The 20,026-nt window shown below is 39.0% G+C and carries 18 protein-coding genes; 8 read left to right on the top strand and 10 right to left on the bottom strand.

The window, feature by feature from the left end; genetic code table 11:
- Positions 1-6 precede the first annotated feature (6 nt).
- The 5 genes from MSVAZ_RS13130 to MSVAZ_RS13145 all read right to left on the bottom strand — a co-directional run bounded on the left by MSVAZ_RS13130 (position 7) and on the right by MSVAZ_RS13145 (position 5,530).
- The gene (locus MSVAZ_RS13130) at positions 7-2,874 is read right to left on the bottom strand and encodes a heavy metal translocating P-type ATPase (RefSeq protein ID WP_048121647.1); all 2,868 of its coding nucleotides are present in this window, start codon (positions 2,872-2,874) and stop codon (positions 7-9) included.
- Positions 2,875-2,916: 42 nt separating this feature from the next.
- Positions 2,917-3,087 (bottom strand): hypothetical protein, encoded by a 171-nt coding sequence (locus tag MSVAZ_RS19665; RefSeq protein ID WP_084626147.1) that lies wholly within the window; start codon positions 3,085-3,087, stop codon positions 2,917-2,919.
- A gap of 197 nt (positions 3,088-3,284) precedes the next feature.
- Complete coding sequence (locus MSVAZ_RS13135) at positions 3,285-3,491, bottom strand: heavy-metal-associated domain-containing protein (protein WP_048121650.1); 207 nt, start codon at positions 3,489-3,491, stop codon at positions 3,285-3,287.
- Between the two features lie 589 nt (positions 3,492-4,080).
- Positions 4,081-4,725 carry a flavin reductase family protein gene (locus tag MSVAZ_RS13140; RefSeq protein ID WP_048121651.1) on the bottom strand — a complete coding sequence of 215 codons (645 nt, stop codon included), beginning with the start codon at positions 4,723-4,725 and terminating at the stop codon, positions 4,081-4,083.
- 40 nt (positions 4,726-4,765) lie between these two features.
- Positions 4,766-5,530 carry an ATP-binding protein gene (locus tag MSVAZ_RS13145; RefSeq protein WP_048121653.1) on the bottom strand — a complete coding sequence of 255 codons (765 nt, stop codon included), beginning with the start codon at positions 5,528-5,530 and terminating at the stop codon, positions 4,766-4,768.
- Positions 5,531-5,653: 123 nt separating this feature from the next.
- Here MSVAZ_RS13145 and MSVAZ_RS13150 point away from each other — a divergent pair, with 123 nt between their 5' ends.
- Entirely contained in the window at positions 5,654-6,010 is a 357-nt protein-coding gene (locus tag MSVAZ_RS13150) for a winged helix-turn-helix transcriptional regulator (protein WP_048121655.1), read from the top strand.
- Positions 6,011-6,488: 478 nt separating this feature from the next.
- On the opposite strand, the gene MSVAZ_RS13155 is transcribed toward MSVAZ_RS13150, so the two are convergent.
- The 4 genes from MSVAZ_RS13155 to MSVAZ_RS13170 all read right to left on the bottom strand — a co-directional run bounded on the left by MSVAZ_RS13155 (position 6,489) and on the right by MSVAZ_RS13170 (position 8,905).
- Positions 6,489-6,737 (bottom strand): heavy-metal-associated domain-containing protein, encoded by a 249-nt coding sequence (locus tag MSVAZ_RS13155; protein WP_082091139.1) that lies wholly within the window; start codon positions 6,735-6,737, stop codon positions 6,489-6,491.
- Between the two features lie 100 nt (positions 6,738-6,837).
- Positions 6,838-7,044: a heavy-metal-associated domain-containing protein gene (locus MSVAZ_RS13160; protein WP_048121657.1), complete on the bottom strand. Its 207-nt coding sequence runs from the start codon at positions 7,042-7,044 to the stop codon at positions 6,838-6,840.
- A gap of 767 nt (positions 7,045-7,811) precedes the next feature.
- Positions 7,812-8,054, bottom strand: coding sequence for an SHOCT domain-containing protein (locus MSVAZ_RS13165; protein WP_232316097.1), 243 nt, complete (start codon positions 8,052-8,054; stop codon positions 7,812-7,814).
- A 101-nt stretch (positions 8,055-8,155) separates the two neighbouring features.
- Positions 8,156-8,905, bottom strand: coding sequence for a hypothetical protein (locus tag MSVAZ_RS13170; RefSeq protein ID WP_048121661.1), 750 nt, complete (start codon positions 8,903-8,905; stop codon positions 8,156-8,158).
- A 715-nt stretch (positions 8,906-9,620) separates the two neighbouring features.
- Here MSVAZ_RS13170 and MSVAZ_RS13175 point away from each other — a divergent pair.
- On the top strand, positions 9,621-10,352 hold the full coding sequence (locus MSVAZ_RS13175; protein WP_048121663.1) for a sulfite exporter TauE/SafE family protein: 732 nt from the start codon (positions 9,621-9,623) through the stop codon (positions 10,350-10,352).
- Between the two features lie 439 nt (positions 10,353-10,791).
- Here the strand turns inward: MSVAZ_RS13175 and MSVAZ_RS13180 are convergent, their stop codons facing one another.
- On the bottom strand, positions 10,792-12,447 hold the full coding sequence (locus MSVAZ_RS13180) for an ABC1 kinase family protein (protein WP_048121665.1): 1,656 nt from the start codon (positions 12,445-12,447) through the stop codon (positions 10,792-10,794).
- A gap of 947 nt (positions 12,448-13,394) precedes the next feature.
- Here MSVAZ_RS13180 and MSVAZ_RS13185 point away from each other — a divergent pair.
- The 6 genes from MSVAZ_RS13185 to MSVAZ_RS20915 all read left to right on the top strand — a co-directional run bounded on the left by MSVAZ_RS13185 (position 13,395) and on the right by MSVAZ_RS20915 (position 20,005).
- Positions 13,395-13,727: an ArsR/SmtB family transcription factor gene (locus MSVAZ_RS13185; RefSeq protein ID WP_048121667.1), complete on the top strand. Its 333-nt coding sequence runs from the start codon at positions 13,395-13,397 to the stop codon at positions 13,725-13,727.
- 196 nt (positions 13,728-13,923) lie between these two features.
- Positions 13,924-14,994, top strand: a complete 1,071-nt coding sequence (locus MSVAZ_RS13190; RefSeq protein ID WP_048121669.1) for an ATP synthase subunit B family protein — start codon at positions 13,924-13,926, stop codon at positions 14,992-14,994.
- 90 nt (positions 14,995-15,084) lie between these two features.
- Positions 15,085-16,473: a helix-turn-helix transcriptional regulator gene (locus MSVAZ_RS13195; protein WP_052725495.1), complete on the top strand. Its 1,389-nt coding sequence runs from the start codon at positions 15,085-15,087 to the stop codon at positions 16,471-16,473.
- Between the two features lie 873 nt (positions 16,474-17,346).
- Positions 17,347-17,682, top strand: a complete 336-nt coding sequence (locus tag MSVAZ_RS13200) for a hypothetical protein (RefSeq protein WP_048121672.1) — start codon at positions 17,347-17,349, stop codon at positions 17,680-17,682.
- 617 nt (positions 17,683-18,299) lie between these two features.
- Complete coding sequence (locus tag MSVAZ_RS13205) at positions 18,300-19,250, top strand: helix-turn-helix transcriptional regulator (protein ID WP_048121675.1); 951 nt, start codon at positions 18,300-18,302, stop codon at positions 19,248-19,250.
- 593 nt (positions 19,251-19,843) lie between these two features.
- Entirely contained in the window at positions 19,844-20,005 is a 162-nt protein-coding gene (locus MSVAZ_RS20915) for a symporter small accessory protein (RefSeq protein WP_197078769.1), read from the top strand.
- The last annotated feature ends 21 nt before the right edge of the window (positions 20,006-20,026 follow it).

The raw sequence follows: 20,026 nt of genomic DNA on the forward strand, positions 1-20,026 counted from the left end.
CCCCTTTTATTTGAGTTTGCTTCTTTTCATTAGCAGGGAATTCGTAGTCACTGAGACCGAGCTGAGTGCCATAAAAGCGGCGGCAAGTTCAGGTGTAATGAGGATACTGTGGAAGAAGGGATAAAGAATCCCGGCTGCAATAGGAATACCTATCGTGTTATATCCAAAAGCCCATAGAAGGTTCTGCTTGATCTTGTTTATTGTAAGCCGGCTCAGCTTAATAGCTACGACCACATCTCTTGGATCATTTTTGATAAGCACAATTTTTGCGGATTCCATTGCTACATCCGTACCTGCTCCCATTGCAATTCCAACATCAGACTGAATCAACGCAGGAGCATCGTTAATGCCGTCACCCACCATTCCGACAAGCTTGCCCTCTTCCTGAAGCTTCTTAATTTCATTTGCTTTGTCTTCAGGAAGTACCTCTGCCAGCACTCTGGGAATACCTACTTCTTTTGCTATTGCATTGGCTGTAACAACATTATCGCCTGTGATCATAACTACTTCTAGACCCATTTTATTAAGAGTTTCAATAGCCTCTCTTGAGTTTTCCTTCAGGGTGTCAGCAACTGCAACAAGGCCAATAATTTCTTCTCCGAAAGCTACGAGCATTGCAGTTTTTCCGCTCTCTTCAAAAACTCGCATTTCAGCTTTTAATTCTTTAAAGGAAAAACCTTCTTCTTCCATAAGTTTGCGCGTGCCAAGCAAAATTCTTTTTTCTTCAAAATAGGCTTCTACTCCTTTTCCAGGAATGGAATGGAAGTTTTCTGCTTTTCCGGGACTGATTCCCTGTTCTTCAGCCCCGTTTACAATAGCTTCCCCAAGAGGATGCTCGGACCCTCTCTCAGCCGTTGCTGCAATTAAAAGTACGTCCGTTTCCTTGTGACCGGGAACGGCAACCAGATCTGTCAGCTTCGGAGTGCCTGCCGTAAGCGTGCCTGTTTTGTCAAAAACGATAGTATCAAGTTTATGCGCTCTTTCGAGAGCCTCTCCACCTTTTATAAGGACCCCGTTTTCCGCACCTCTACCGGTACCGACCATGATAGCGGCAGGCGTTGCAAGCCCGACTGCACATGGACACGAGATTACAAGGACGGTAATGGCTATAAGCAGGGAAAATAGGAATGGACTGATCCCACCTAGAGTTGCGGATTCCCCTACTCCATAGCGCCAGTAACCTATGAAAAACCAGAAGAAAAAGGCCAGAAGCGCAATAATATGCACGATTACTATGAAGTTCCCGGCAACAACATCTGCAACCCTCTGGATTGGAGCTTTTGTAGTCTGCGCAGTCTCAACAAGCCTGATTATCTGGGCGAGGGCAGTATCAGCCCCAACCTTTGTAGCCCGAAAATTGAAAGATCCTGTCTTGTTAAGAGTAGCTCCTATAACGGTATCATTCGGGACTTTCTCTACCGGGATGCTTTCTCCTGTGAGCATGGACTCATCTACTGCAGAACTCCCCTCAACTACTATGCCGTCAACAGGAATTTTTTCTCCGGGCCGGACAACAACAATATCTCCAACTGCTACTTCTTCAACAGGAATTTCCTTTTCAATGCCGTTTACAAGGATTCTGGAGGTTTTTGCCCTGAGGCCCATCAGTTTTCTAATTGCTGCAGAAGTCTGGCCTCTTGCCCTTGCCTCAAGATACCTGCCAAGGACAATGAAAATGATTAGGAAAGCCACAGTGTCATAGTAAAGACTATTATATCCGGGGCCAAGATCAAGAAATGTTGCTGCTACGCTGATAAGGTAAGCTGACCCTGTCCCTGCTGCAATCAGCAGGTTCATGTCAGTTACCCCATACTTGAATCCCTTTATAGTCCCGACAAAAAATTGTCTGCCAGGGAAAAGGAGTACAAGAGTGGATAGTATAAAAAGAACAATATGATTGGAAAGGAAATCAGGTACAAAGGACAGGAAAGGAAACATCATGCTCATGTTTCCCAGCCCTATTGGAATTCCCAGAACAAGAGCAATTATCAGGTTATTTCTCTGCCTCCTGATTTCAGCATCTCTGGACATCTGCTCTCTGTCTTCATACTCAACAGCCTCAGTTTTAACAAATGCTCCATAGCCAATTCCCTGAACTGCGGCAATTATTTCTCTGACAGAGACGCGGGAGGAATCAAACTCTACAACTGCCTTTTCAAGTGGGAAATTCACAGACGCTGAAATTACGCCTTCAGTCCTGTTAAGGACTTTCTCAATATTTGCAGCACAGGAAGCACAGCTCATGCCCTCAAGATTCAGAGTCACTGTGTCTTTTTCTACCTTATATCCAATAGATTCGATGGTTTCACCGATTTCTTTTGGAGAAATCAGCGAGGGCTCAAAAATAACATTTGCCCTTCCAAGTTCAAGGTTAACAACTACTGAGTATACTCCTGCTTTTTTCTTCAGTACTCTCTCAATATTTAAGGCACAGGCCGAACAGGTCATGCCGGAAACTCCAAGCGTGATTTCTTTTCGACCGGTTTTCAGGCTTGAGATCCCTGGTTCCTCTTCTGGCAGTTCACAAGTTTCAGTGAGGGGACAGGTTTGAGGAACCTCTTCAGGTCCCTCTGGTCCCTCTAAAACAGGCTCCGCAGTTTTTGACGTCTCCCCTTCGACCTCTGTTATTTCGGGAACTTCTACTCCAGCCTCTTTCTTAGCTTCGTTTTCACCTTCTGTTGGGTATCCTGCCTTCTGAATAGCTGCCTTGATGTCATCCAGGCTTACTTTTTCAGGATCAAAGCTAACCGTTGCACTTTCGGATTCAAGGTTTACGTCAACGGTTTCTACCCCCTCAAGAGAAGAAATTGCATCCGCTACTCTTTTTTGGCAGTGACCACAGGTCATGTCATAAACTTTTATAGTAACTTCCATTGGATCTGCCGCCTATCCAGATTTTTCAGGACTGCCCGGCGTTTAAAAGATTCTTCCGAGCTCTTCTACAGTTTTATATCCAGTTTTAAGCAAAATCATCTGTATGAAACACGTATCAGTTATCCGGCTGCCATAGGCTACATTCATGGTTCTTTCAAGAGTATTGGTATTTACTCTGGAAATCCCATTGATAGAGGCAACCTGTCTTGAAATCTTATTCTTGCAATGCCTGCATGAAAGTTTGGCCTACTATAAACGCAGTCTTCCCTATACGTTTACCCCCAAAGCACAATTACGTTTTTCAAACAGGTGCTTTACCCATATGTGAAAGCTTGTACTTTTTAGTATAACTTTTTAGTATAATAATCTTGATACATAATCTTGAGACCGGTAAGAGATATGTAGCCACATTAGATAGGTTCATATCCGGCTTCTCTGACCGCATCTTTAACCTTTTCAATGTTTGCCTTTCCTTCTTCGTAATCAACAGTTACCTGTTTGGTCTGAAGGTTTACGTCTACCCTCTGTACTCCTTCCACAGCTTCGACTGCTTTTTTAACTCTCATCTGACAGTGCATACAGGACATGCCTTCAACTTTTATGGTTTCTTGAGTCATATTTTCTATCTCCAACTATAAACCTAAAACTTTTTTAATATAAATAGAACTTATGCAGTTGAACTAAAAAATCAACAGCATCAAACCGTTAACTGTTTTTACGAGTTTCTCACGCTGAATCATTATTTACGAGTTTCTCACGTTAAATCATTATTCACGAGTTTCTCACGTTAAATCATTATGGTTTTAAAACCAGTATCTTGAAAATTCAGTTATTGGTCACATGTTAACTCTGAATCGCTATCTGTTGATGAAAAGCTATCAAAGATTTGCTCAATAATTAAATTTCCATGAAACTGGATTCCTGGGTTAGTAGGCTTAAGCTAAACACATAGTTAGCTATCAATAGAGATCAATGTACCTGAGAACGTTGTTTTTTCAGTTGAACTGTGCAGTACTGACTGAAAAAACAGTAATAACTGAGAAAAATAATATTGTAGTCACGAGGCTAAATAATGCAACTACCTAAATGGTAGAATGAAGTTTTTTTGTTGCAACAATTACAGGCGTGACTATAGATTCTCAGCAGTTTAAAACACGAGCTTTTTGAACTTATTTAGTTCTAGTTCATTAAAATCTTCCATACTCATTACTTGCATTCTTGACCCTCCTCTTTTTTATATATCCTTTTGAGAGGGTCATTACCGTTTTTAAACATAGCTCCATAAGGCTCAAATTTACCGATATCATTGACAGTACAGAAATGCATGCCCTCGTCTGACCCTGTCATCATTAATGGTTTAGCTTTTTCGACGTCCCAGGAACCATTTTCTTTGTTGTAGACGCTATCTTCCACCCCAAGATACACTACTTTACCAAGAATCAATGCGTAAGGAAAGCCATTGCATACTTCAGTAATTATATGGTCTAGTTTACATTCCATCCAGGCGTAGCATCCTTCAATCCCTGGAGCCCTGATCTTTTTTGAAGGTTTCTCCTTTAGACCGGCTAATTCGAATTCATCAACATCAGGAGGGACATGTGAAGCCGTTGGTATCACTTTATCTGCCATATCAGTACCAGGCATGTTAATAACGAATTCCCCTGTGCTTTTTAAATTGTCTAACGTATCTCTCCTTATTGCTGAAGCTACACAAACTAAATCTAATGGACGTAAAACAGGCATAAAGCAAGAATATGGTGCTATATTTCTAATTCCATTTTCACTGATTGTTGATATGAATGCCACTGGCAAGGGTACTATCGATTCTCTTTTGAAGTTTTCTAATATCATATTACCACTGCGCTATCTACAATTGTCTTCTTTCTCGATTTCAAGAATGAATTCCTGAGATTAGAAAATCAGCAACTGACTCGATTTCTGGAAGTTCTACTTTTAATTCATCTCCTTCAAACCCTGCTAGGAAGATCTCCGTGTTTGACGGGACTGAAGTTAGAATACGGTTTTTGTCCACGGTTTCCGTCATTAACTGAGTCCCTATTTTGTCTGCGCGGTTTAGAATAAAATATAGAGGTTTCCCGGCTTTCTCGGCAAGTTCACTTATTTTTTCTGAAAGCCTTATGGATTCATAAGATGGATCAAGTACCATTAACACAAGGTCACAACCTTCTTCAACTCCCCTTCCAAAATGCTCTATACCAGCTTCAGTATCCACAAACACAACATCTTCAGGAGTAGTTTCCGTGTTTTTTAGAAAATTCCTTGCAAGAGCACCCATCGGACAGGCACATCCCTCTCCAAAGTCATGGATTTTGCCTATAGTTATCATTTTGATGTTTCCTTTTTCTACAGTATAAGCTTCGGGAATGTCGGAAATTTGCCATGTGTTCTCAAAAATACTGACAGTGTCTCCCTTCTGATATGCCTGCATTAACTTTTCTCCAAGGGTTTTTTTCCCTCCAAGATAATTCATGAAATCTTCGGGCATTTCAAGACCTAGCTGTTTATGAAGCCCGAAGTTTGACTCGTCACTATCCACCACAAGCACATTGTAACCTTTTCTATCCATAGATTTTGCAAGCAGAGCAGTGATAGTACTCTTGCCGCTTCCACCTTTTCCACATACAAGGACTTTCATCTTTTCACCTCTGTTTAATAATGTTTAGTATTAAAAATAACTGAAATAATAACATAAAATATTAATAAATAGGATACTTTTCTATAGTATTAAAACTATAAAGTTAATAGTGATAAAGTGACTATGAAAAAGAATAGTAACGGAATTTGTTTGTGCCCCATAGAAGGGATTATCACCATAATATCCAAAAAATGGGCCATTCAGGCGATCAGTGCCCTTGGGCATCACAATAGATTACGATTCAATGATCTCATGAACACTCTTGAGGGTATCAGCCCAAAGTCACTTACCGACCTGTTAAAAGAACTCCAAAAAGAAGGCCTTATCCAGAGAGAAGCATTTCCCGAGATACCTCCGAGAGTTGAATACTTTTTGACAGACGATGGAAAAGAGCTTTGTGAAGTAATAATCCCTTTAATACAATGGGCAGAGAAACGGGACAACCTGCATAAGGAAATCTTTAATTCAAAGACTTTTTAATATCTTCTGGGATAGCCGAAATTTGACATTGATTTCGATGACAGTTGACCTACATCGTTCAAAAAACCCGGAAATAATCAAAAGTCTCGTAATTCCATCTGCAAAAACACAGTTTTTCCTTTTTTCCTCAAAACGACTCTGTGTATGAAAGAGAAAACGTAGCTGCTTGATCATATGGATGATGGCTTTCAGAACTGTACATTTTAAGGTTAAAATCCCTTCAAACTTCAATTTGTTTAATATACCTTTAAAAATCCAGTTTGAACTTAATCAGTTTTCATTTCATCATCAAGAGAAAAAATAGAACCTGCTATTCAATTCTAAATAGCATTCGCTATTCTTTTTTGACAATGAACGCAGGCCATACTGTAGGCTCTAATAGTGCCTTCCATCAGATCTGCCACTATTCAGATGTTGGATCCGCCATTATCCAGATGTTGAATCTGCCATTATCCAGATTTTCAAGATTGCCCTGCGCTTAAAAGATTCTTCCGGGCTCTTCTACGATTTTATAGCCAGCTTTAAGCAAAGTCATCTGTATAACGTACGCGTCAGTTATCCGGCTATCATAGGCTACATTTACTGTTCTATCAGGAATGTTGATGTTTACTCTGGAAACCCCATTGATAGATGTAACGAGTCTTGCGACCATATCCTTGCAGTACCTGCATACCAGATCATCTACTATGAATGTTGTCTCTCCGATGTGTTCACCCCCGCAGCACAACTATATTTTTCAAACAGGTGCTTCACCCATATGTAAAATTTGTATCTTTTACTATATATTCTTTGAAACCAGTACCAGATATTATTTGCGTGAGACTACATTAAACAGGCTCATATCCGGTTTCACGAATTGCAGCCTTGACCTTTTCGAGGTTTTCCTCCCCTTCTTTGAAATCAACAGTTACCTGTTTGGTCTGAAGGTTTACGTCCGCTCTCTGTACCCCTTCTACAGCTTCAACTGCCTTTTTAACCCTCAACTGGCAGTGCATACAGGACATGCCTTCAACTTTTATGGTTTCTTGAGTCATGGTTTCAATCTCCGTATAACTCTACCTGGTAACATAATAAATTAATCTAATAATTTCCTGGAATATTTTATAATTGAATAATAGTATGTCCTATTTACCACAAATTCTTTGCGCAAATTCAGGATAATGAGACTGAGATTATCACTACATTAAATAATGAAAGAAACAAAACTCGGAAAATTTTGGAGAATTGAAAATCATCGTATCCATCAGGAATGGTGAAGAGCCAAAAAATCTCTAACCAGATTATTTTTAACCAGATTATCTCTAACCAGATTATTTCTAACCAGATTATTTCTAACCAGATTATTTCTAACCAGATTATTTCTAACCAAGTTATCTCTAAACAGATTTTTCGATCTTATTTTAATATTCTGAACTGGAATTTCACCTACCGCTAATCACAGAAAGGCGCAGAAGCACAGTCACAACCAGAACAAAGCCAATTATCAAAAGTGCTGTGCCGCTTGACCACGCCGACAAGGTCATTTTCGATCAAACCTTCTACAAACGGATGCATTGAGACGTTCAGGGTTTTTGGTCAAGATTTCCACCGGAAAGGTTGCGTCAAGCCATATTAAGAATGGTTATCACCATGATAATGATGTTTTCGCTCAAGCATTTTTTAAAAGGCTTGATACTCACCACATCCTTTTTTTGACATAATCCCTATGAAATATCTTTGAATATCTTTGAGTATCTTTGAATATTTTTAATGAAAATAAAAATAAGTTGAAAGTTGTTCCTGCTAAGCAGGTTGAAGGCTTTCAAACCAGGCGTTTTTTCATTTCTTCAAATTCTTCTTCAGTAATTTCACCTTTAGCATATCTTTCCTTTGCAATGTCCAGTGCAGACTTATCTTCACCTCCTCTGGTTTTATTTTGCTCAACAAACCACCTAATTAGCAAATAAGCTAGCACAATTATGAGAATCCAGAAGAGGATCCCGAAAAAAATACCTCCATACCCCATGCCGTAACCGTAATGATCCATGAATCCATTTATTGTCACCGCCTCCCAATATAGCAGTTAATCCATCGTTTCACCATTTCTATCTTTACTATTGGACACAAACACTTACACTTGAATCTGTCAATTAGAATAACTATAATTCAGCCTGTAATGTTTTCCTCGCCCAGATAAGGTCCGTGCCAGGTATGTACCCAGATCTGACCACTGTAGGCATTTACGCTCAACATCCCTTCAATATCTTGTCTCCCAAAATCAAAAGTGTAATAACCGGGCATTTCGTGTGATTCCAGTACCTGTGCTCCCGGCAGGTAGCCTGTTAAGAAATCTCCTGCCAGCTTTTTAGTCTCATTTAGATCATACTCAGGCGCTCCGGTCGTTGTTCTGCCAGCTCCAAAGCGTGTGTTCCACATCATATTTGGTCCTGGTTCAGGATAGACTGACCCTGAATAACGATCCACCAGTACTTCAGCTATATCCTGACTGCTGTTTGTGTCCTTTAAAACAGCATAATAGTTGCCGCTGAATATCATGACGTCCTCGACCTGAATATTCGAGCCATACTGGCTGGAGAAGTTCTCCAGGCTTTTCAAAGCCTCATCCTGAGTTACAGGTTTTGACTCAGGATAATATATTGCCATCATATTGCCCATCATATTGCCCATCATCCCCGGTCCATAGCTATAATTGTAGCCTGGATTGTTCATCATTCCCGGTCCATAGCTATAGTTATAGCCTGGATTGTTCATCATTCCCGGCCCCATCTGCCCTGGCTGATAATCTCCCTGGCTGTAGGTTGAACTGTATGTCATTGGCCTGAAAGCTAGAAAAACAAGAAGCACTATTACTGCCAGTACTAACAGACCAATTATGATATTTTTGCTGTCTGCCATGATCGCCTCGAATTAAATTCTGCATCGGATTAAGTTCTGATAGTTAAATCAGCAGCTAACCGGACTTTTTATATAACTGTTAAATATTTTTATCAAATTATGGCAAGTAACTCTGATTTAACTATGTTTAGCATGAAAATGTGCCATCTGCAAGCACTTTCATTTGTTGTGCATGTTGTTCAAAGAATATCATGTTCATTTTAGACGAAAAAATACAGTCAAACTCCTGCAATTAAATTAAAACGGGGTGCTTTGAACAATTGAATGAGCTTGTTCAATTTTTGGTGTATTCTTATGTGAACTTCGGCCAGGTTTCTGTTTTATTTTGAGACCCTAAACCTCAGCTTTTAACCACAACGGTTAATGTCCCACCTTGAAGACAAAAAATGAACGACCACCATAATACCCCAATAATTAAAGATATGTTAATTTATTTATAATTATCACCTAATGCTTTAAGATAGATTGTCACCCTCGTTCTGGAGAGTGACCTGTCTTTTGGGGTACAGCACTTCCAGAAGAACCCAGATCATAGCAAGGGCAGCGAGGCCTCAAGATGCAAAATGCAAGAAAAAATTGTGTCTAATTAAGTTTAACTAAATCTAATTAAGTTTAACTAAGTCTAATTAAGTTTAACTAAGTCTAATTAAGAATAAGTAAGTCTAATTAAGTCTAATTAAGTTTAATTGAATCCGGTTGAATACGGTAGGAGAGCATGTTTGTTTATGAAGAAGTTGTCTATATAGCCCTGCTTACACTGCTGGCAAGCCTTATAGGAACTATGGCCGGATTTGGAATATCCACAATCATGGTACCTGTCTTGCTGATTATCCTGCCTCTGCCTCAGACTTTACTACTGGTAGGCATAGTTCACTGGTTTAATGATATTTGGAAGATGCTCTTATTTCGAAATGGAATAAGATGGAAACTTCTTCTTGCCTTCGGGCTTCCAGGGATCTTTGCCAGTTTCCTGGGATCATCCCTATCCTTGAGAATCTCAAGGGAAATTCTTTCAAGAGCTTTAGGGGTGTTCCTTATAGCCTACGTTATCTTCATTATTTTCAACCGAACTTTCAAACTGAGCCAGAAGTTATCAGTAGCAATATCCAGTGGAACCCTTACCGGATTTTTTGCAGGTATATTTGGTATAGGCGGGGAGATAAATGCCGTAGCCTTAAGCGCTTTCAACCTGGAAAAAGCTGTTTACATTGCAACTGCTGGAGCTATAGCTTTTATGATCGACTCTACAAGGATAGCAACGTATATACAGGGAGGTACGAGACTTGACCCTGTCCTTGTATCAGGCTTTTTGATCTTCATACCCGTATCTTTAATTGGGGCAATGATCGGGAAAATCGGAATTGAAAAAATACCCCAGGAAAAATTCAGGAATTTTGTGGCAGTTTTCATATTTCTATTTGGTTTGAAGCTGGTGTTATTTCCTTAACCTTACTTTCGGCAGGTCGACATAAGAAATTTTAATATTTTTCTTGATATCGTTTTTCAACATTTGATAGTTATCTAGTAGAGTTAAAGCTGGTTAACGTGTGGCTTAACCCCAACGATATATATAAACACTGAATCTTTTTTCTATCAAAGTTCAGCATGAAATATTATGTTTGGATAATATGTAAACCTAATTACTACATACAACAAGGGATCATTATTTCAAAATCGACATCAATAAAATTATAGAAAATGAAATGTCGACCTGCCGAATCTAGGCTTAACTTAACGACAGCCTTTCTTCTGGTGGATGCAGATCAGGTATGAGAAAAAAAGAGTCTTCTTCAGCAGTTTTCAGTCGTTAGCTACCAAATTAAGTAATTAAGTAATTAACTATTAAGACCTGAGTTTACTGAAAAATTTTTGATTTTTATTTACCTTTATTTACCCCGGATCACAAGAAGAAGTACTATCAGAACCGATCCCCCAAACCCAGCCAGTCCGACCCAGGAAAAAATACCTCCGTTTAACAGGATGTAAGTTGAAGCAATAAGCAGGACAGCCAGGTAGAGTTCTTTCGAAAATGTAGTTTTCCTTGTTTCTTTCTGCTTTATGGAAAGAAACTTATCCCCCATTCCTTCCATTTTATCGGCGACTTCTCGAATCGCAGCCCTCAGTTCAGCTTTTTCGTCCACTGGCTCGGTGGAAAATTCGATATGAAGAGCAGCCCCTTTTGAAGCATTAAGCTTTTTATAAGCATCCATCAACACAGGAATAGCAATGGTTTTAATGTTGTATCTCGGGTCCAGCTCCAGGCAGACTCCTTCTATAAGCAGGATCGCCCTCTGCAGGGTTGAAAATTCACCGGGCAGCCGAATATCATATTTCAAGCCGAGTTTTGCATAATTGTCACTCTGCCTGCCTTCAAGCCCGTAGTTCTGGTTTGCAATCAGGCTATCCATATCTTTTCTGAGCCTGCGGATATCCACTTCACGCGCATCCGCACCCCCGATTTTCAGGAAACCCTGAGTCGCTCCTTCCACATCTCTGTTATTGATAGCGTAATAAAACTCCAGCATATTTTTTTTGAGTTCGTCATCGATACTGCCTACAGCCCCGAAATCGATAAAGGCGATGGTATCGTTTTCCTGGACCAGCATATTGCCCCCGTGAGGGTCGGCATGATAAAAACCATCGATATAAACCTGTTTAAGATAACTTTTGGTAATGGTGCGCGTATATTCCGATTTCTTGCTCTGGGGCACAGGCATATTGATTATGTCCTTAATCTGGATTCCCTGGATGAACTCCATTGTAAGGACATTAGCTGAACAGTAGTCGGGATAAATTCTGGGCACAGACACGTTTTTCACGTTCTTGAAATTGTCCTCAAAACGCCGCATGTTGACGGCTTCGGTTCTCAGGTCAACCTCGCGGGTGAGCATTTCCCGGATCTCAAGCAAGAAAGCATCGATATCAAAATTACTCCCCAGGCCGAGAACCTTTCTCATAACAGGCCTGAAATCGTCCAGGATAGAAAGGTCAATGTTTATAGTATCAATCAGGTTCGGGCGAAGAATCTTCACGGCAACCGGTTTCCCTTCCATAACTCCTTTATAAACCTGGGCAATCGATCCGCAGGCAATGGGATCCGTATCAAAGCTGTCAAAAATATTAATAAAAGCCTTTGCTCTCCTTTCCCTGGAAGCCTTAAGCTCGGCTTCCGTTTTTTTTCGGTTTCGCTCTTCAGGTGGCTCGAATTCGCAAACGCAGGCAAGGTCAAGAGATTCAGCCATTTCTTCAAAAGGTATCGGTTTAACTTTGTCCTGAAGGTTTGCCATTTCTATAACATAAGTCTGCGGAACAAGATCAGGCCGCTTGCTCATAGTTTGTCCCATTTTGATAAAAGTAGGCCCAAGCTCTTCGAAAGCTTCCCGGAGTTTTACAGCCGTCTGCCTGTTTTCGAGATCAAAAGTACAGGTGCACTCAGGATTTGAAATATAATTTTTGCGCAGATCCCGATAGAGTTCCGGAATAAGGTTGTATTTTAAAAGAACCCTCATAACCTCAAGGTAGCGCTTTGTTTTCCCCAGCATCCGTAAATAACAAAGATCTGTTAATTTATATAGTTATTTTCTGCAGTTTTGGATTTAAGTTGAAATTTGTGAGCTTTAGAGAAAAGTTAATCCATGAGATCCAAAGAGGTAAAAATAAGGCTTTTCGTTGTTTTGTGTGGATATCCCCATAATATTCTCATAAAAACCAGTGCGGTCTTGAATTGAAAATCATCTTATCCACGAGAATGACGAAGAACCATCATTATAATGGCTCTTCGTTGTTTTGTGTGGATATTCTCATAATGTCCTCATAAAAACCAATGCGGTCTCGAATTGAAAATCATCTTATCCATAGGAAATGACGAAGAGCCATTATAATCATCTTAAATATAGTGATGTTGCACTAAATGTGTATGTGACTATATATTGTTCGGATCATATGTAAACCTGATAACTACACACAATAAGGGAACATCATTTTAAAATCACCATCAATAAAACTGATCATAAATAAACTGTCGACCTGCCGAAAGCAGATATTGTAAGAAAAAACCCAATTTTGGCCTTTAAAGGAAAATAAGCGTTTAAAATAAACTATTTAAGGGTTATAAAGGATTAAATCCCAAAATAGTATCATTTAAAGTGTAAATTGTAAATTTAATCCATTAATACTCCTAAAAAAGTAAGTATTCTTTTATTTTTAAATCCAGATATAGCATCTTAGTCAGGAACATATCGATAAATAACATCCACCCAGAGACCCAGAGATACGCTATCACAATGCAATTTTGTGACGTAATCAAAAAACGATCAAAGCATTTATAAAAGCATCGAAGAAGATTACGAGGAAACCATGTGTGTAATGAAACCATGTGTGTAATAGACCTGCAATACCAATTCGATAGTTCCTGACTAATCTATTTAATGAGTTAATTAAAAGGATTTCGAAAATACTTAAATACGAGAAAAATGTAGCAGGGATAAAAATGCCTGATAACCCGGAGGAAAAATTGCTGATTTTGCAGCTTTCCGAAGATTCCAGAAAAATTGCCAGACTTATTTCAAGTGAAACTTCAATCAGAATACTTAAATTGCTTAATAAGAAATCAATGTCGGCAGGAAACCTTGCCGATGAGCTTGGAGTGCGCCTGAATACTCTCAAATACAATCTGGACTCCCTTCTGGAAGCCGGAATGATTAGAGTAAGGCACGTAAAATGGAGCCAGAAAGGAAGGGAAATAAAAATTTATGAGGCATCGAAAAAAGTAATTGTTTTTCTGCCCGCAAAAGAGAATGTGGAAACTCCTATTTTCATATAAAGTCCGAGTAAGACAACATATAAAATATTAAGGAGTAATAACCCCCAAAATTGTTCTGAAGTTAATTCCCGACTTCAGTGTTTCGGAACGATTCTATTCTGAGAAAGACTTTTAAAAATAACCAAATATTAATATACGAACTCGATTAAAAGATACAGTCCAGCAATGAGTTCTATTCCGTAGGACGTGGCCCAGTATGAAAATCAAATTTTTGTCCTTGCTCCTTATAATAGCAGCCATTATCGTGATCTCAGGCTGTGTTGATGAGGAGGCTCAGGGCTTTAATGGTAAAGCTCAAGAAGATCTAGCTAGGACTATTTTTTTCCCTTATGTAGGGCTCCTGGACCATGGGGAATCTGAAATACCAGGCTCATACCCCCATGAGTTACCTCCAGATAAGTTTAATTCAGATCCTGATATCCATACGCTAAAAGATGCAACATCCCTTCTTGACAGAAACATCGAAAAAGCAGAAACGATTTCATTAAAGCTTGAAACCGGAATTGAGCGCTACAAAGCAGAAGGAGAAGATGTTAGCAGACTTGAAACCCTGCTTGAAGAGTATAACCGTCTTATAAATGAAGCAAAGCAGTATCGAGCCCTTGCAAATGCAACCTCAGGCGGAGAAAATAACAGCTCAATCGCGAATTCGAGTCAATATAATGGTTCATCCGAAAATATAAAAGTAGATTATTTGGTTCAGTCTCAGAAGAGTATGATGCAAGCTAATAATGTCCTGAGAAATATTTTCGAGGAACTTAACTCCTTAATGGGAAGTGAAGAACTCAACAATACATCCCGGCTTATTTCGGCAGGAGAAGGAAAAGCTATTCTTATGGGCAATTTTACCCTGAATATGCACCTGGAAAACGGAGAAATGGTAATAATGGGCCTTTCTAAGGATTCCGAGATAGATATAAATGGGGATTATACATTTGAGGAAAATACCGACACGCATGATACAGTGCGCCTTTACCATATAAATTCTGCCGATGTGAAGATATCCGGTTCCCGTAAGACAGTAATGTTAAACAATGAAAACATTACTCTCACTGCAGATGGCGAGGGTTATGTAGCTTTCCAGGGAGACGGCACCTATAGTGTTGAAGAGGCAGGCAGAGTAATAAAAGAAGATGAATGGGCGAAACCTTTCTTTGAAGAAGTAATGAATCCCCAAAAGCATGGGCCTGACGAAAAGTACAATAATACCGGATATGGGCCTGATAAGAATAACAATGGTATAGTAATCGGGCAAGGAAGAATATGAAGTAATATCACACTAACAGAGCTTCTCCGGAAATCGAATGCAGGAGAGATATTCTGGAGACGCGGTGAAGGTTCCAGGAGACTATTAAAAATGCCTGGAAAAATTGAAAATCAATATACAACTCTGGGTTTATCGAAAATGAATCTAAGGCTCTATATTATTTGTATCGCTACCGTACTTGCTTTAGCAGGACCTGCTTTAGCAGATAGTACGGCCAATGTTCACGGGACGGCATACAGATGGGATACCTTCGAGCCTCTAGATAATGCAGTGGTCGAGGTAAATTCTACTCCCTCACAGTCCATGGTAGCGAAATACGGTGTGTATTCTTTTGATCTGATACCCGGAGATTATAATATTACAGCCGATTACTATGAGAACAGCAGTGTTAAATATTCAACAAGTGAGATTATTACAGTTAAAGACCAAGGAAAATATTTACTCGATCTCCTGCTCTTCCCAGTTTATTCGGAAGAACTCATGGGCGACTCCAAACTAAATGGATATTCCGAAGACCAGAACGGGACTGCAAAAAGCTCTTCTAATACAACAAATTCGCTAACAGACACATCCACAGGTCCGACGACAAGTAAAAGTAATTCTAGCAGCATGGATCTGGCTGACCAAAACATAACTGGCAATATAAATGCAAATTACCTGTTGATAGCAGCTCTTTTACTTTTTATCCTGCTTTCAGCAGGCTACCAGGTATCCAGAAAGGATAAAAAACCAGAGAAAAATCAGCCTTTAAAAAGTGCACATAAAATCTCAGGCATCGGAGCAGATGAAAAAGGACATACTACGGGAGGTTTTATCAAACCAGTTAAGGTGCCCGAAATCTCGGTAGAAGTCCATGATGGAAGGGTAGAAGTCCCTCAAGAAAGCTTAGAGCCCGAGCTAAAACAGGAGTATCAGGCACAGGAATCTCAGGTAAAGCCCCTCGAAGCTGCACCTTCAACAGGACCAATAGTAAATCCTGTAGAAGAGCCTGTGACAGAGGCTGTAAAGGAATCTCTACAAGATCCTGTAAAAGAATCAATAAAAGAACCTGTGAATGAACAGATAAAGCCGGTAGTAACAGCATTATCACCTAGAATCCCGGAAGAAAAAGGTCAGGAAGACTGTGAAGAAATTAAAGTGGACTCTCAGGAGAACGAAATAAAACTGGTTGAATCTGAGCCTCAAAAAGAGAAACAGGAAACCGTCTCTGAAGAAGCTGCTGATAAACCCACAGAGAGTCCCGAAACTGAAACTACTGCTTTCAAAAAGAAGCTCCCTCTTCCCGCAGACCTTCAGGAAGTCATGGATATAATTCGAGGCCAGGGAGGCAGGATTACACAGAAGGACTTGCGCAGCAAACTGAAGTACTCCGAAGGAAAAGTTAGCCTCATGCTTGCAGACCTGGAAAGAAGAGAATTGATTGAGAAGTTCAAGCGAGGGCGTGGAAATGTTGTTATCCTAAGAGATGAGGAACGCTGAAAGTCAGTATTTTTTCCAATTCTCTGAGTATTTTTCCAATTCTCTTAGTATTTTATTCAATTCTCTGGTATCACAGGAGATTCCAGAGGAAAAAACATATTGAGGCCATTCCAAAACCAACTTTATTCTCAAAACTATAAAATTTTCAGAATTGTTTTCATTATCCGAAGATCAAATAATAATCACAAATTAAGGGATCTGTAATTTAATTCTGTCAATGTCCATGTCTTCTTAGTAATTTCGGATTCCTGTGCAGACATCTTTTTTTCGACTGTTTTCCTTGAGATTCTATTGTTATCCTGTCTGAAAGTCAAATTTTGTCTTTCGAGTTTTATTATAGTTTTTTTGAACTGGAAGCCACAGTTAACCAGTATAAGCTGTGAAAAACCGGTATTTTAATTGAATCTCATAAAAAAGGGTTTTTACTATCCTGATATAAATTTTACGGAGTATACCAAGTTTAATATTAAATTAAAGCTTTAAAAATAATTATTTTATTAATTTAACAGTTTTCAAGCCAGGCATATTATAAGTATACTTATATTTAATCCGGCCAATATTAGAATTGTCAGTTAATATCTACCGGTAAAACAGTTAGGCAATTTCTTCCAGAGCTGAGAGATCAAGTAGAGTGAGATATCAGGTAGAAATTGCATACGCATGAAGATCTCAAGTTAGCTTAGCAATTCAAGTTAGCTTAACAATTAATTTCATGTTGGGGAGTTTAAAAAAGAGTTCAGGCTGGTGAATTTAAGTATCGAGTTCAGGGGGGAGTATAGGGAGTTTAAAAATTGAATTAAGGTTGGGGGTTTAAGGATTCTTTTCACACACATATAAATTATTTTTTCAATCAAACAGGTCAGGAGTTAATTTATGGTAAATACAAAATTTGATAGATTAAAAAAGATTTGTGCCGTTTTTCTGGTACTTTGCTTTGTATTATCAGTAACGGCTGCAGCAGCAAGCGCAGCTGACAATAGCAAGAATAAAGATGGATACAGAGACGGTTATAAAAAAGGCTATGGAGATGGCAGAAAACAGGGTGAAAAAGATTGCAATAAATATGGCAGCAAAGATGCCCTCTCAAAAATACCTTCTCCACCAAATGATAAAAGAGAGAACAAAAAATACAAAGACAGTTATAGTAGAGGGTATCAAAAAGGATACATCGAAGGTTACAATGGATATAGGTATACGTGCCTGAAATAAAATACGTGCCTGAAATAAAGGATAAAAACCTTAAAATCCAGAATGAATAAAGGTTGTTTCTGAGATAATACAAAATTATCAGAGTAGAGGATTTTGTGTAAGAACTCCTGTTTTCGTGACCCTGTCCGGTAACACTGCCAGTCTTCCTGTTTAACGATACAGTTTTGAGCTTTCTGGCGATTTTGTTTGGAAATTTTTAAAAATTTATCCGTTTTAATAAAAAAGAAAGGCTTCGCAAAGAAGGATTAGAGCACTGTATCGTTTTTTTGTATTATTTAAAATTGTAATAAATAATAACCGATATATTTATTTATCATCTATACTTACTTAATTGTAATTTATAGCCGTAATAGTCTATAAACGTGGGGAGGGTGCTCAGTGAGCCAGCTTCAAAATTCTGTATTTGACTTTCAGAAGCAATTTTGAAACATGCTCATTATAGCAAAATTAATTTTAGGCCTGGGGGCAAGCCATTGAAATTATCCAAAAAAGCGGATATATATTCTATATTCGGAAAAATTTAGAGAAATTTTATGCTCACAACTTTTAGCAGCTGATTCCCATAGCCTCGACTTACAACACCGGATTAACCGGTAACACTGAATTAACTGGTAGAGATGAATTTGAGGTTCTACATTCTGTGTATTGCTGCTCTACTCGCTTTAGGGATATCTCCTACTTCAGGAGTACCTTTCTTAGCAGATAGCAACATCACTGCAACAATCCACGGGGCAACATATGCATGGGACACTCTTGAACCCCTAAATGATACTGTAATTAGTATCAATTCCAATCCTCCTCAATCAGTACTGGCAAAAAACGGCATGTATTCCTTTGAACTCGGGCCCGGAGACTACGTTATTACAGCCAGGTATTACCGGAACAACACTGTAGTCTATTCAAAAGAAACAACTCTGAAGATTGAAGAGGAAGGAAACTATGTCTTCGACCTCCTGCTTTATCCGGTCTCCGAAAATCCGGTAAAGGAAAAAGCCGAAGACAAAATAAGTAATGTCAATAATGTAAATAGTGTTAATCCCACCGAAAAAGCCAGAACTGACCTTTTTACTGTAAGCTTCCTGCCAGTAGCCTTTATGGTTCTTTTTCTGCTTGGCGGAAGTTATAAACTATCCAGAAAGCAAAAAACGATGAAAATAAACAGGTTTCAGGAAGGGAAGTTCTATGCATCCGGGATTCTGGCAAATGCCCTCGCTAGAATCCCTGGTTCTGGAGTGAAGCTGGAGTTCGAAAACGCCCCGGAGGCCTCATCAAAAGAGCCGGTAATAGAGCCTGGAGAAACAGAAATAGAAATTGCAGATAATTCCAAAATCGAGCCTGCTGATTTAAGAAAAGCTCCTCTTACTAAGGATCTCCGGGAAGTCCTGGATGTGATTAGGGGCCACAGGGGTAGAATTACGCAAAAGGATCTGCGCAGCAGGTTGGAGTATTCCGAAGTAAAAGTCAGCCTCATGCTTTCAGAGCTGGAAAAGAGAGGACTGATTAAGAAGTTCAAGCATGGGCGTGAGAATATTGTGATTTTAACAGACGATGAGCGAAAGGGAAGCTAAGGAGTTGCCACATAATAAACTACACACAGATTTTGATTGGGCGCTTTGATTATCATGATTTACGTCACAAATTGTTGTATCCTTAAAGGATTTCACTGTTCTTAAAGGATTTCACTGTTTGGATTTTTTTATTGTCGAGAGATATCGTGTACAAATGACTCACTATTTTACTTCAACTTCGAATTTTGTTCATTTTACATGATCATTCTATAGTATCAAAATGGAAGTGGAATTAACTCAAGTTTAATTTTTTGAGTCGCCTGCTGGTTGTATCGTATATTAACTTTCAAATAGTCTTGAATCTGCGAAATCATTTCACGACACAACAGAAAAAGAAAAATAAGACAATAAGGCTGGCTTTTAATAATCTTAGTATAAAAATCCCTCCAGATTTTGGAATTAAGTTTACGATCCAGTTAGATCTGTGGCAGAAATGCATAAAATTGTTTATTTGGTTTGTAGAATTCACTTCGTTACTTTCTGCTGGAGTTTTACCTTACTCAATATATTTAAATAACAATAAGCTTAATGTACAATGCTAACAAGTATCACGTTAACTATTATCAGGATATTTTCCAGGAAGGTTATTGTAGATGGTACTAGGAATAAATGATCCGCAAATTTGGCTTGCATATCTTGCTTGTATATTTAGTGCACTCGGATGCATGGTTTATGGAGCATTGAACTGGAGAGAGGAGAAAGAAGAACAGGCAGTAAAAAGCAGTACTCAGAAACAGGTGACTCAAGATCAGTAAACTAGTGTCTAAGCAATTTAG

This window comes from Methanosarcina vacuolata Z-761, from assembly GCF_000969905.1.
Classification (GTDB): Archaea; Halobacteriota; Methanosarcinia; order Methanosarcinales; family Methanosarcinaceae; genus Methanosarcina; species Methanosarcina vacuolata.